This is a genomic window from Algoriphagus aquimarinus (genome assembly GCF_900112005.1).
Taxonomy (GTDB): Bacteria; Bacteroidota; Bacteroidia; order Cytophagales; family Cyclobacteriaceae; genus Algoriphagus; species Algoriphagus aquimarinus.
Genome location: NZ_FOKK01000027.1, coordinates 1 through 14,923 on the forward strand (window position 1 = coordinate 1; position 14,923 = coordinate 14,923).

Genomic DNA, 14,923 nt, shown 5'->3' on the forward strand with positions numbered 1-14,923 from the left:
TTCTGCTTCTCCAAAAGAAGCACTTTCTGCTCGAGCTCTAACAGTTTTTGATCCTTTGATTTAGGCATCTTTAAAGTGGATTTGTTCACCCAATCAAAGTTACCATATTTCCTTAACCAGCCTGTCACTGTAGAATGAGACTGAATTCCATACTTGCGCGCGGCGGCTTTTATTCCCAATTCCCCACGCTCTATCTCTGAAACAACCGATAGTTTAAAAGCATAACTGTAATCTCGTTGGGTTCGCTTAACATACTTACTCTCTTGTTCTTCTTTCATAACATTACATTTTGTGTAACGCTATTTCAGGACGGGACATCCTCAAATTTCAAAAAAGTCAAGCTCATTAATGGGTTTGACTTTTTTTATTCAGTTCACTTTTTTCTTTAAATAATGTCTGATAGGCTATAGACACACTTTAAAATCATCACCAAAATCATCACCAGGATTTTTTAGTTAGCCTTCATCGAACTTTCCACATTTGTTCTATGAAACATATAGAAAACAACTCCAGTCAGCTAACACTGATGGATTCCAACCAACTCCATGAGTTAGTTCGGGATATCGCCGAGGTCAAAGAGACCCTCTTAAAAATGTCTGGCAAGACAAATTTCCCATGCCTTTTAAGAACCTCAGAAGTCAAAAAGATACTCAAGCTTAGCGACAGTTCCCTTGCAGGTCTAAGACAAAATGGCTCGATTCCTTTCACGAAGGTTGGAGGCACTATCTATTTTCTCAAGAAAGACATTCTTGAATTGGTCGTACAAAACTATTCTGGGGTTTATGAAAGATAAGATAGATCTCAGCCTTGTTTCCTTGAGGATCTTCAATGATCTAATAGGAAATTTATACCCTGGCGGAACCGTAATCCCTGGTTATAATATTTCAAACCCGTTTCCCTCAAGTAAGCCCCCCCTCATTTAGTATCTCCATATACATCATTAATCAATTTTTGTATAGGAATTATGAGTCTAGAGATAATCGCAAATGTCTAAACTTCACCAAAAGTGAATTAGGATTAAAAACTTCTGAAGCAATCGAGAAAATTATAAAAATAAATACAGTATGATGAACGACGCGTTAACAAAATTTTTCAAAAACGAAAAAATAACAAAAGCAATCCTAGAAGATTTTAAAGTAACAAGTCATGAAGAAAGTGACGGAAGCAATATAATTAGCTTTCGCTATGTTGATGGAACAATTAAAAAATATAACACTTCAGACCCCAGCAAATCAACCACAGATTATAATGGAGATGTAGATAATAGATTCGAAGTCTTTGGATACAAACAATTATCTAAATCAAGGAAAAAAGTCTTTATCACTTCGAGAGAACAAGATGTTTTGAGGTTACATGTAGAAGGCTACTCTGCAGTTTGCTTTAGCCTTAACAATCCACATGCTATAAGAGCATTAGGAATATTAAAAAGGGATTATAATGAAGTAATTGCAGTTTTTCCTCATAATCCATATTATAAATACTCATTAACTGATTATTCAAAACATGATATTCCGATTGTATCCTTACCCCCTTCAAGTATTGTAGAAAGTATAACCGGATACTTAGAATGTTTCAAGTCTACTTTGGAGTTTGACGCTTTGGTTAGCAAAGCAATAAGCAAATTCTACAAAAAAAAGTCCTATTACCCTGCTTCCGATTTAGGAAAGATAGTATCAGAAAAGGACGATTTCATAATTCCACAAATATTACCAAAAGGAATTATGGCAGGTTTAGTAGGCGGGTCTGATTCAGGAAAAAGTCTATTAGCTCTTCAATTTGCAATCAGTTATGTGTTAGAAATGAAATTCCTTGGACATCAAATAACTGGAAATAAAAAGGTTCTCTATTGCTCATTTGAAGACGATCATAGCTCGCTTAAAAGAAGGCTTGTTAAGCTTTCATCAAAACTGACTAAACAGGAACGATCGCACGCTTTAAAAAATATTTTCATAAACCACGACAATTCATCTTTTGAAAACTTAATTGAGGAACATATGCAAATTCATCCCAATACGGGCCTTGTGATCGTGGACACACTAAGTGAATTAATAGGAGACAAAGACATGAATTCCAATAGTGATGTTAGGAGTGTAATGCGACCTATCCATAATAGTATTTTAAAGCATGATTTAACAGTATTATTTATTCATCATTTTACTAAATCCTCGGAGAGAGTAGGAAAAATAAATAAAAATGGATTATTAGGTAGCCAAGGAATTGAAGCTAAAGCAAGAGTGATCTTTGGCTTGAAGAAAGGCACTAACTCACTCCGAACCTTGTCAATAATTAAAGGAAATGATATTACTGAAGATTGCAAAAGCACCAGTTCTCAGCAACACTTAGAGTTAAATACTGAGAATCTTTGGTTTAAAAAATCTGAATATGTGTTGAACACTTCTATTAAAAAAGAAATGCAAAAGTATGATTGGCCAGAAATATTTGGTGATAATATTCTATTGAGATCAGGAATAATTAATAGTCGGCTTCAGAAAAAGTATAACATTACCCAAAAGGCTGCTGAAAAAATAATCCATACGGAATTGTTCATGTTTAGAGCATCCAAAGTGGGCTGGTATAAGAATCCAGCATTACTGTCATAATTTCTTCTAACATATATTCCAATAGAGATTGAGCTTGAATCTCTTGCAATAACCTCCCCTCCTCCCTCCCCTTAAGGGGGGAGGAGGAGGTTATTACCGTTGCAAACATTCCGAAAAAGGCGGCTATTTGAGAAAGGAATAGTTGATTTCACCATTTTTACACTAATTTCTACATGAGTCCAGCATCTTGATTTTAAGGATAATGTTGTTCCATCTATTTACCCTTAACCAACCGCGGGAAGTATTAAGGCTAAAATGAATACTTTCTGGGTTCTTTTCAGCTGGGTACATGTAGCCTTTGGATAATTAAAGTGTATCACTCTTAATTCATGGATGTTCATCCTAAATCCAAAGATAGTCTCTTCACTGTTCTATCAACTAATTCAGGCTTTGCTCCTGAGACGTGGAATCGGCAATAAAACTTTCACACTATTCTTGTAAAAAAAAAATCACTGACTAAATTGAATCATCCAAGCAGTTTAGATTTGAATGATAATTCGTTAAAAATTTTTAATCTGTCCAACAATAATCCCAAGCCACTGATAGCTTCCTTTTTAAATGCATAGCTAATGCCTTTTGACTACTTTGTTCAAATATGATTTTTATAATTCAGACGCTATTTCACTAAACCTACAAAATGGATTTGCTAATTTTATTTGAGCTGGTGACTTGCACTCCGGTTCAAAAATGGCTGGGCTTGACACCAAGATGAACATCGCTTTTGCTCTGGAAACAGCCACATTAAATCTATTAAGACTATAAAGAAAATCCATTCCTCTCGGTGCATCTTGTGGATGAGAGGTCGCAACAGAATAAATGATAATTGGCGCTTCTTGCCCCTGAAATTTATCCACCGTACCTATTTCCAAATCTGGAATTGCCTCTTGGAGAAGATTGACTTGTGCGTTATACGGTGAAATGATTTTTATGGAAGCAGGAGTTAAAGAGAATTGTTTACCCTCTTTATCTATCAAATTGGAATCTGGAGCCAACAGCTTTTGAACTAATGCAGCTATCGCTTCAACTTCTTCGGCAGAGGAGTTAGTATTCCCTTCATGTTTGACTTCTAAATACCTCAATCCTGCCCCTTCAATTAATTCTCTTACAAAGACATTTTGATTTTCAAGGCCAGTAACTGGGAAGAGTTTATTTTCGTAAAAAAGCTCAGAATCAAACGAGCAAATTTCTGGGTGCATTCTCCAAGTGTTCTCCAGAAAGACACCTTGATCATCCGATATAGTTTGTCTTTCCTGAAGAACATGGCTTAAAGCCGAAACCTCAGTCCCCTCTGGATGAACTCCTTTTTGAGGTTGTTGAAGTTGTTGGGGATCTCCCAAAAGAACTAAATTCTTGCAGGCACCAGAAATAGCTAAGGTGTCAATCAAAGACAATTGACCTGCCTCATCTACAAAAAGATAGTCTACAGAATTATCAAGCTCTGAATCACACCATAAAAATGATGTGCCTCCAATAACCTGATGTTTTTCAATTCCTGTCAGAATCTCATTTTTATCAAGCGTGATTTTCCATGGCACATCATCTGATCCATCATCATTGGATTTCTTTTGAATCATGGATATACCATAGTTATTTTGATCGGCCACCTCCTGAATTTTATTCAAAAGATTACTAATCACTTTATGGCTTAACGCGGTAACACCTACCCGTTTTCCTTGCCTTACTAACCCTAAAATCACATGACTTGCCGTATGGCTTTTCCCCGTCCCTGGAGGACCTTGAATAGGCAAATAGCTATGATTAAGTCTCAAGGACCAATCCAAGGTAAACTGAATTTTATCTGAAGTATTTGGGACAGTTTCAATAATTCTGGGATTTACTCTCAATAGTAAATTTCTACCAGCAGCATATTCCTGGTTTTCATCAGATATCCCATGGTCCACTACCCATTCAGCCAAACTGATTATGGCTTCCTCTTTTTTAGTGAGATTTATATCTTCAAAAGAAAAAACTGAGGATGGATGTAATTCTAAAATCGATGGCCCCTTCTTGATTTTTATAAGTCTATTATTAAAATCAATGCTTTCTACAGATCCTGCTGAGCTTCCATCTTGGGCTTTTAGCCTCGAACCTGTTCTAATGTCTGTTTCTTGGTTCGGAAAGCGGTAAGTATCAACAACAGATCTTTTCACACTCACTCTTTCACCCGTAAACTCCAGATAAGATAATGCACCTCGTTCTTCCAAAAGTTCGTAATCAGGTAATTCTATCAGTCGAAAATACTCCCACCAAAATGACTTCTTTTCCCGTCGATACCAATCCAACATATGCGCAAGTATAAATTTAGCCTGCTGCTCAGAATTCCTTTCATCTTTATCAAAAGAAATGTCAAGAAGTAGTGCTTCCATTATTGGCCTTATTCGTTCCTGATGGGCAGTTATTGCGTCACTGGATTCTCCTCGCAAAAGTTCTGGCCTTGGAATCTCATTACCTTGTTCAATTAGCTCTATTCTCAAATCTTCCAGCCATTCATGCAATTTTAGGGTTGATGTGCAATCGTCCTGATTATACAATTGAATCGCTTGAACCATTGCCTCATTTGCCTCCTGAGGCATTCCCGATTCCAATAAATATTCATAATCAGCCTTAAATCCAGATAGTACTCTTAGATCCATTTCCCGACTATACCCATAAAATTTCTCAAGATCCTTGATCGAATATTTCTCAACACTCGCGCGAACAGATTGCCTAACTACCCTATACAAATCAATAAAAGTCCCTGACCTAAGCAAGGAATCCATTTCACCTTCCCGAGTAGCATATTTCCCCATAAGTCGCTTAAAAGCCACTGGCTCATAAGGGGCATAATGGTATATATGAACACTCGGGTCTTTGGATTTCAGTGTAAATGCAAAATCAATAAAGGATTCAAATGCTTCTTTTTCCTCCTCTGGATTTTCTGCCCATATTGGTTGATATTTTCCTTGGTGAACCCAACCTATCAGATACTCTAAACCTGAAGGACCAACCATAGGGTCTCCTTCCAAATCAAGGTAAATATCATTGTGAGAAGGTTCAGGCAACTTGAAGAAACCTGTTTCAGGAACAAGATCAAGCAACTCGTAAATGGGTCTATTCTCAGTCCTACTTTGATACTGGACCCGTGCCTGTTCCCTTAATTTATTGTAAGTTTCAACTGAACCTTTTGAAGGAACAAAAGGAACTGGCAATGGAATACCTGCCAATCTTTCAAGGGTATTTATCCCCTTAATCCTCAGCTCTTTTGTTTGACTGGTTCCAAGTCCTGCCACAAAACCTAAATGATCATCATACCTTCTCTGAGCATTGCATCGTTCCCACCAACTACAGATATCACAATGGGAAACGGGGTCAGGATAGGTGTCTTCAGGATTCGAAATTGCCTCTTTTAGTCTTCTTTTTACCAAGCGGATATATGCGGAATAGTCATCTACCCGATATTTATGAGACGATTCAGGAGTCTTCACATGCATGTATTCCGGGTTAATACCCTGAATTTTGGCAACGGCCTCCGAATAAAGCCCGATCTGTAAAATTGTTCCTGCACGAGTTTCAGACGCAAGCTTGGTGTCCATCACTTCATATGACCAATCTCCCAGATCACTCTGTTTTTGGACCTTTAATAAAAAATCAGCCCAACCTTTCCATTCCCCAGCTTCAAGCAACCGAGCTTGATAAATCACATCCACTCCTGAGTGCATAGCTTCAATCACTTGCTCCTCTGTAGAAGCTGAATCTCGCGAAATCTCAATGACTGTTTTGTCTTCAGACTTTAATTCTTCTAAAAATTGATCCTCAAATGAAATTCCTTTTTCCCTCAATAGATCTAACACTCTATTGTTATTAAAAGGCTTTTCTAAAACCCCTTCTGCTGCCAGTTTATTAAGCTGAGTCAGATGCTTGCAAGAAAGATGGTTTGATAAGTCAGAAGGCGAATACAAAAGCCCTTGTTTCGTTTGTTTCATATTTAAAAATTCTGATTCAAAAAGTTATAACTATAACTCAATTATAATAAAGAAGACCAATGGTAGTAAAAATCGAATCGTTATTGGAATAGAATTCTACAAATTGGTCTTCTACTTTATCTCTCATTGTAATTCACAATAAAAACTCTTTCACCTATCCATCTGGTTTACCATATCCGGCAAAATCAACCAAGTAAACATAGCCTTGAGCTTTTGCTTCTGAGCACCATTTCTCTGAATAATTAGTCCCATTTCTTAAATCTGATTTTACAGAATCTTCATATTCCCAAGCAACAACTTCATTTACTACAAATCCAGTAACCTTATCGTATTCTCTAATTCTACCAGCATTTGATGAAAGTGAACCAATAGTTTTTCTCATCATTTCATGGTGCAATTCAAAATATGGAAACTGTGTATTATTATTTTTCTTAACAAAAACAGGGTCTCCACTTTTGATATGACTTTTGATGGCTGGATTTATAGACCTCCTATTAAAATTATAATCCATAGCTGGCCAATTAATAACCAATTTGCTCAATTCTGGAATAGCAGGGACTCCCATTCTCGTGCTGACTGAATCTGGAAATCTAAAACTATTGGAATTAAGAAGTGCCTTTTCTCTTTTATTCATGAATACTAATAGCCTAAATCTGGCCCTTGTATACGCCACATAAGTTAGCCTCCTTTCTTCCTCAATCATTTCCGAGAGTTTTTCCTCTTCCTCAATATCAATTTTCTTTAGAGGAAGATCTGAGAAAGATGGAGGAACAATTACACAATCAAACTCCAACCCTTTTACTTTATGCATAGTAGAAAGAACTACCTCAATTTCATCAGCTCCATGCGAAAATTGACTTCGATATTTTTCATAGATTTTAAAAAGTTGCCCATCATCTTTACTTCCCGTTTCAAACAGGTATTCAATTAATTCAGAATACGAAAGGTTATCCTCTTCGTCATTTAGAAACTCCAAAATTAATGATTGCATTACTCTTAGATAAAAGTGATTCCAGAGGGGAAATGCCAATATTAGTCTATTTATCTCTGTATCAATTTCATTTTCAAATTTGGACTTTGTCAAATCACCTTGCTTCCTTTTAATATACTGAATTACCTCAAAGCATTCTCTGATTCTGATGAATTCATAAGGAAGACTTCCTTGGATACGAATCCTGATATCTGGCAAATCTATCGATCTAATTTTTTGAAACCCTCTGTAAACCTCATTATTAGTTCTAAAGAGTACTGCTATTTGCCGGTAAGGCCTGCCATTAATTCTCTCTTTTGTCAAATCTTCCAAAAAGGTCCACCAATCTGCCCTATTTTCAACGGTATCAAAAACTTGAACATACTCCTTTAAATATTCTTCTTCAGGTTCCCTTGTTGGTAAAGGAATTAAGTCTTGTTGATCATCAGGGAGAGTTAAAAGCCCTTTTGATAATTCCAGAATTTCCGGGTAGGATCGATGGTTTTTAAAGAGTTTAAAAATAGCTGGACTAAATATTCGATTAAAATCATCGTAATAAGGCCATGGACTTAAACTACCTCCCTCCTTCTCTCTATCATACCCATAAATGCTTTGATTGGGATCCCCAATAATAAACAGATTGGATTTGGTTAGATTTTGCAGTTCACTAAGTAATTGTACTCGAGTATTATTTATATCCTGAAACTCATCCACGAGAATATGTTTCAAACTACCCAGTTGATAAAAAATTTCTCCTGGGGAATTCTTTAATATTTCAAGTAGTATTGGCTCCCATTCATTAAAGTCTCGACCCTCCAGTTTTTCCCGACAATACCTTTTGGCGAGACCATGGAAGGTAAAAATCTTTAATCTTTTTGAGAGTTTCCCATACCCAAGCTCGTTAAATAGTTTGCCCAATCGATCTTTTAATTCCGAAACAACTGCCCTATTATATGCCAAAACAAGAATTTCATCAGGGTTGACGCCAACATGATGAACGAGTCTTGCAACTCTTAAGGTAAGTGTATGGGTTTTTCCAGATCCAGGCCCAGCCATTACACTAATATGCTGATTAACTTCAGCATCATAAATTTTCCTTTGTTCAGTATTTAGACGATCCTCTTCAGATTGTATAGCATCTCCTCTCCATTTTATCAATAAGGGATCATCAGGATCAAGCTCTTTCTGAATAACATCCAATAAACTCTCCAAGCTATCGCAAGCAAAATATTTCTTAATAAATATCTCCTGCTTATGTCTCAGAGCCAAGTCATCCAAATTTTTTCCTTTTTGATAATTAGCAAGAACCTCCAAGGAGATAAGTTTTAATTCCCTCACTTTTCTCGACTCCTCAAACTCTTCGAAAACTTGGTTATCATCAGAATGCAAATCATTCTCCGCTATTCCATTAATAGATTTTAGGTATACTTCTATCCCTGATGGAAAAATGCCACCAGACTTACAATAACCTAAAATCGAAAGAATGAAAAGTAAGTCTTGTAGGTAATTGACATCTTCTTTCAGGTTGACATTTGAAATCAAATCGGCCCAATTGAAGGAATTTATGTTCTTTTTAAAACTTGAATTGGAAATATGAAGAAGTAGGCGGATCGAATCATTTTCAAGCTGTAAAAGCTTCGATGACCATTCTTCTACCTTATGATAACCATTGAAAACAGATTGATGAACAATAGCTTTTCTTGATCCATCACTCTTCTTCTCCATCTTACTTTCGTGCCGGGTCTTTCCCAACACTCGGATAAGGGTAAAAGCATGTTTTGCCCTCTTCTTAAAAAGATCTTTTTTGAAATTCTGTAATTCGTTCTTTTTTGAATCCTCTTGATCTCTTTTTGACCACGGTAATGCTTTGAAACTCACCTCTTCCGAAATAGCCTCATTAAGCATATAATCCAGTTCTTCACCTTCAAAAATCTTTGAATCATTTAATGGGACACTTTGAAGGATTCTCCGAGCAAAGGAAAAAACAGCCTTTAATGCCGGAAATTTTTCGTTTTGATATTTAGTGTCAAGCGCATGCTTGATTTCCTCTGACCTCAAGCGTGTAGTTTCAATTAAGACTTGTTGATTAATCTTAATCAAGTTTGTTGAGTGGGCTTTGTATAATGCTCCGTATAAATTGGATAAACTAAGCTTTGTCTCATCTCTCAAAGCTGAAAGAGAAATTTGAATTAATTCAGAGTTTTCATCGCCCTCCTGGTCAGGCATAATTTGACGCAACTTCACTATTGCCCGACAAACCTCAAGAGTCTCTTTATCTTGGCATTTGCTCAAATTCTCCTGAAGATTAAGGATTGAGTCTTTGAAAAGTTCTAAATGAGTAATTGTGGAGTACCCAAGCTTTATTCGTTCTAATTTTTCAAGCCAATGCAATGCAAGCCTAAAGTTAATATTCAAAGACTCATCTGTTTTTCCTCTCTCAACTGACAATAAATCTAGAGGTAAAGCAGTCGGATGCTCTAAATCAGGAATTAGAGTTTTAAACTTCTCAATATATCTTTCAACTATCCCTTTTGCCTCTGCGACCTCATGCCATGAAATCCTACTTTCCAGTAATTGGTCCTTTAATTGAGCAAAATCATCTGTTGATGTAAGGCAAAGAGTTTTTATATAATTATTTTCCCCGTCAAAACCCGCCTCATAGCGTAGTCTTTCGTTTCGACCAGCTCTACCAACTTCTTGAAGAAAATCCTCGAAAGTACTTGACGGTGATAGATGAGCCACATAATGAATATTTGGAATGTCCATCCCCATTCCAAATGCTTTTGTAGAAAACAATATGACGAAGTCGCCAGATTTGAATTTATCATAAGTTTCTCTTCTATCCTCAGCGTCCATCCCTGCATGAAAAAAACCAACCTTATCCTCTAATCCAGAATTATCTCCAAATACCTCTCGCAAATAATCTGGAAATAAGACTGCACTTTCTTCAACTTTCTTTCGACTCTTTACAAAGATTATGGCACGGCTCTTCTTGGAATCAAAACCTCCAACCATTAAATAATTTGCTATTTCAGTAAGACGGTCTTCTACTGCTATATTGTGTTTAAAACCTATTCGAATGTGATCCCTTACTGGGTTATAATTCTTTGGAGCACCTTCCACTATGTCAAGACTACCCATTATTCGAGTTATGTCATTTGAAACTTGCTCTGAAATTGTCGCTGAGAACAATAGTTTTTTAAGATCGAATTTAGAAGAATATTCAGCTATCTTCTTTGCGGCATTCATGTAATCTGGCCTGAAGTCTAACCCCCATTGCGATATGCAGTGAGCTTCATCAAAAACCGCAAACTCAAGTCCATTGTCAGAGATTATTCGCGAGAGCAAAGTATTTTCAAAAGACCTAACTCTAAACCTCTCAGGTGTGATGAAGAGCATGGTGATCTCTCCACCTGATATTCTTCTGTATATATCTTTAATTTCAACTGGTGACTTGTCACCACTGATAAAATCAACATTGCTGAAAAACCCTTTATCCCAAAGACCATCCACTTGATCTTGCATTAGAGCCCTTAGAGGGACTATAACAATTGTCAATTTATTGGTAAAGCCTGATCTAAATAATGCTGGGGCCTGAAACAAGACGGATTTACCAGCACCAGTAGGAAGGGATACTATTAAATCTTTCTTAGCTTGAAGTATCTCGTCTAAGTAAAGATGTTGGTAATCTCTCCATTCATGTGGATTCTCTGGATTTTCTTCAGCGAGAAAAATATACCTGAGTAAGTCCTTTGCCTCTTCAACGCCAAATGGGATTTCAGAAGTAGCAGTATTGGATGGGAAAATTTTTCTCGCCAACTCATAGTCCGCATTGTATTTTTCCTCTGAACCCCACACCTCAATAGGAAAAGAGTTCATGTGAAAACTTCTTGCAACATCATAGTAATCAGCCAATCTTGAGTCTCCTAAAAAGAGATTAGAATCCGCATGATTATCAACAATGGAATAATAGTAAAAGTCAATGAGAGACTTATGTGACTTCAATAAAGTAAAAGTATCTACCATACCAGGTCGAACATTATTCCTTTGCCCCTCAATATCTGACTCATCATTCTCTAAGATTTCAAAATGAATCATTTGTGATTTCTCTTGAAGGAGGAAACTATCCCAAATAAAATCTATTGGCCCAACATAATTAATTGAAATTATATCACTCAACATATCAATTGGAACCACCATCAGTTTATTTCGGGAGGAAGAAACATGAAGAAGCTCGAGCTGTCTTATCGTCGATGATCTATTGTCTGGAACAAAAAAACCAAGTGACCTTGAATAGGATGCTAATAAATCAATTTCTGATCTATTATTAACTATTAACACTTTGGGCAGAATACTACCACTAATTCGAATCCCTCGTATCAGCTTGAACTGGTAAACCCAATATTTATCGCGGTAAAAAGATTCTGCATTTACCCGATGAGCATCGGCTAAAAATCCTGATTTTTTGGGATTAGGTTTTATGACAAAGCCATTAGTTTTGCCTGATTTATTCTCTTTGAATTCTATTGAAACAATATTTTCAAATGAAAGAGACTCGATTATAGAATCAATATCCTGGTTGCAATAAACTTTAAATTGGGATCGTCCAGTCTTCTCAATCCAAATATTATTAACATGTTTCGGAATAGATTTAATGTGAAGCAATTCGAGGTGGTTATGCCCAAGTGAGACATAGCTTTGGCCTCCAGACAACTTTAACCAAATAGGTTCTTGTTTTGGGAATTTTTCAAAAATTGTGGCAAAATCAAAGTCTTGACCGAGCTGAATTTTTGTAGTGAGTTGAGAAAGCTCTTTACATAATACAACTACATGATAGCCTTCCCAAGCCATTTCAGCTTCCTCTATTAGTATAAGTTCATCAAAAAATATGGATGCTGGCATCTGCCTCTTAATAAGTTCTTCAATAGATGAATATTCACAGAGCTCATGAAGTACTTCGTCAGGAATCTTAATAAGAATTGGTGTGGGAAGATTCGATAAATAGGGAATACACCCTCTTAATATATTCCAATCAATATATCTCAGTAATACTTCTTGAAGAAAATCATCGTCTATATAACCCTGCTCAACCAACTCTCTGGAAAGAATCCACGACTTTCGTCTATTTCTTGAAATTAAATTTAGGTTATAATGAGATGATACACTGTCCCACAATAATTCTGGAAGAATCACAAGAACTTTTGAATCAACCTCAAACACTTCATCTAAGGCACGACTAATCTCCCCTGAAAGCACTTGGCCTCCTTGAGGCCTAAAATACTGATCTGACTTCTCCTCTGCATATTTTTTATCCACAAACTGAAGCCCGAACTGAAGACATTTCTCTTCAATAAGTGTAACTGCATAAAGAGGTATAAAAGGCTTCAATGACTGAAAAACTTCTCTCGAAGCAATCAGCCTCATTATTTGATTTAGAAAAAGCTGGTAAGTTTGATTAGTGTCATATGTAGCAGTGTGAGCCGTCATCAACCCGTAGCTCTTCCTTCCAGGATTTAATAACATCTCCACTTCAAGGGTATCCCAAATAAAGTCTTGGAATGCAACAACATCTATTCCGTCTAAGCGCGGGAGATCAAACTCTCTTATGTTTTGACCAATGATTAAACTACTTGACTTAATCAAATGAATCAGATCCTTCAACCCTGCTTCTTTATTTATATAATGCGTATGCTCCTTAGCACCAGAATTCGAGATCCAAGCATATTCTTTGATACCACTACCTTCAACTTCAAGGTCAAAGCATACAAAATCCAGTTGACGTATCTCTGATTCAATTTCGTCAAATAGCCTATTTTGCTGTAGATGTAATAATGATTCATGCCTTGCTAAATGTGAAGCAGCCTTTTCAAAAGGGAAACCTTCCAAAAGACTTACTCGATCTTCATCCTTAGTAAGCTCTTTTAGAATCCAATACATTTTATCCTCTGATAGGCTGTTGATTACTTTTAATTTAAAAAGCTCTACATAGATTTCTGGGTGGGAAGACTCAAAATCATTCTCAGTCAGTTTTATGGTTGGAAAAAGGGCTAAATAGGGGGCAATAAATTCCTTGAAATTTTCGACACCCTGCTTAGAGTCAAGGAAAATTGGTTTCTTAAGAAATTCCTGGATTAAGAATGATAGCCTTTCTGAATTTTGTTCTTGAATTCGAAGGGCATTCAAAACCTCTATTTGATCTTGATAGGATAAGAATGGCAAAATATCTTCTGACCAAATAGTATTACTATTGTCCTCTTTGGGCAACTCCCCAACAATTCCTCTAATCCAAAAACAGAAGGAAACTTTATTAAAAATTTGATTTTTTACGTCATCAAAGAACTCTTCCAAAAAAGGAAAAACATAAAACTCATTGATCTGAAGCAGGATCTCATTTAATTCACGAGAACCCATCTCATTAAAAATCAATTTAAACAAACTGAAAAAAGTAGTATTCTTAGCCCCAGAAGCTATTAAGAATCTATTCAGCCATATAATTGAAGTCCGGTATTGGGTAATATTCTGTGCCTGATGAATCAATACTTTTTTCGCCCATCCAATTTTATCAGGTTCTGGTGAAGAGTAATCATTAATTACCTCAACATTCCACTGACTAAGCGATTCCTTTGCCTTAATAATAAAAACTCCTTCTTTAACAGTGTCCCGTATTGGGAATTCTTGAGTAATTGAAAACCCGGAAATTGGAGACGCATAACTTCTTTCTTTTCTAATGAATAGGTAACACGGAATTAAACTTGAGACCTTTATAGCGTCAAGTTCTCCTCTCTTTCTCTTTGAATCTATCGTCTTGAATACAACTATATCATTTTCAGCTATATCTACTGTAAGTAATTTACTTGAGTGAATAAAGCAATCTTTCGCATCCTCGAAGCTAAAAACATAACCAAAGCCTTTCTTCGCATCATAAAACTTTACTCTACCTACTTTGAGGTCTTTCCATTCTTTAGGGAAAAGATTCTCAAAAATGACTTTGGAAATTTCAAAATTCTCGGCTTTTCGTTTCAGGGGTAATAGATTTATTTCCTCTTTCAAAAAATTGACGGGAATTTTTTGGGTTATTTTATCCTTGTCTAACCGAGATGTTCCTTTCAGGATCTCATGTATTTCTTTTATACTTAGATTATCCTGAAGTTCTTTTGTTGTTGAATAAACTTTATTCTGCACCAATTGTACTTGGCTCAAATTCAATTTGGAGTTGGGATTGTTTTCTACCTCTATCCCATTTGAAGCCAGTATTTCTACAATCTCAGATGTATTTACGTTAAGCTTCCTTGCTATCTGACCAAGTCGAATAAATTTTTGCTCCAAACTCTTATTGTTTTAAATAATTCAAATAGTAAAATACCCTGCTCTGCATTGAGCAAAGAATCAGA

At 36.2% G+C, this 14,923-nt stretch carries 5 protein-coding genes; 2 read left to right on the top strand and 3 right to left on the bottom strand.

Going from position 1 to position 14,923, the window contains the following annotated elements; translation table 11 throughout:
• Positions 1-278 (bottom strand): helix-turn-helix domain-containing protein (locus BM291_RS20770; RefSeq protein ID WP_139229161.1); only part of this gene is annotated, 278 nt, incomplete at its 3' end.
• 209 nt (positions 279-487) lie between these two features.
• On the opposite strand from BM291_RS20770, the gene BM291_RS20775 reads away from it, so the two are divergent.
• Positions 488-793: a helix-turn-helix domain-containing protein gene (locus tag BM291_RS20775; protein ID WP_092901567.1), complete on the top strand. Its 306-nt coding sequence runs from the start codon at positions 488-490 to the stop codon at positions 791-793.
• A 271-nt stretch (positions 794-1,064) separates the two neighbouring features.
• Positions 1,065-2,600: an AAA family ATPase gene (locus BM291_RS20780; RefSeq protein WP_092901570.1), complete on the top strand. Its 1,536-nt coding sequence runs from the start codon at positions 1,065-1,067 to the stop codon at positions 2,598-2,600.
• A gap of 602 nt (positions 2,601-3,202) precedes the next feature.
• Here BM291_RS20780 and BM291_RS20785 read toward each other — a convergent pair.
• Together BM291_RS20785 and BM291_RS20790 are read right to left on the bottom strand one after the other, a co-directional pair.
• Positions 3,203-6,562, bottom strand: coding sequence for a TM0106 family RecB-like putative nuclease (locus tag BM291_RS20785; protein WP_092901572.1), 3,360 nt, complete (start codon positions 6,560-6,562; stop codon positions 3,203-3,205).
• Between the two features lie 154 nt (positions 6,563-6,716).
• Positions 6,717-14,858, bottom strand: a complete 8,142-nt coding sequence (locus BM291_RS20790; RefSeq protein WP_092901575.1) for a UvrD-helicase domain-containing protein — start codon at positions 14,856-14,858, stop codon at positions 6,717-6,719.
• Between the last annotated feature and the right edge of the window lie 65 nt (positions 14,859-14,923).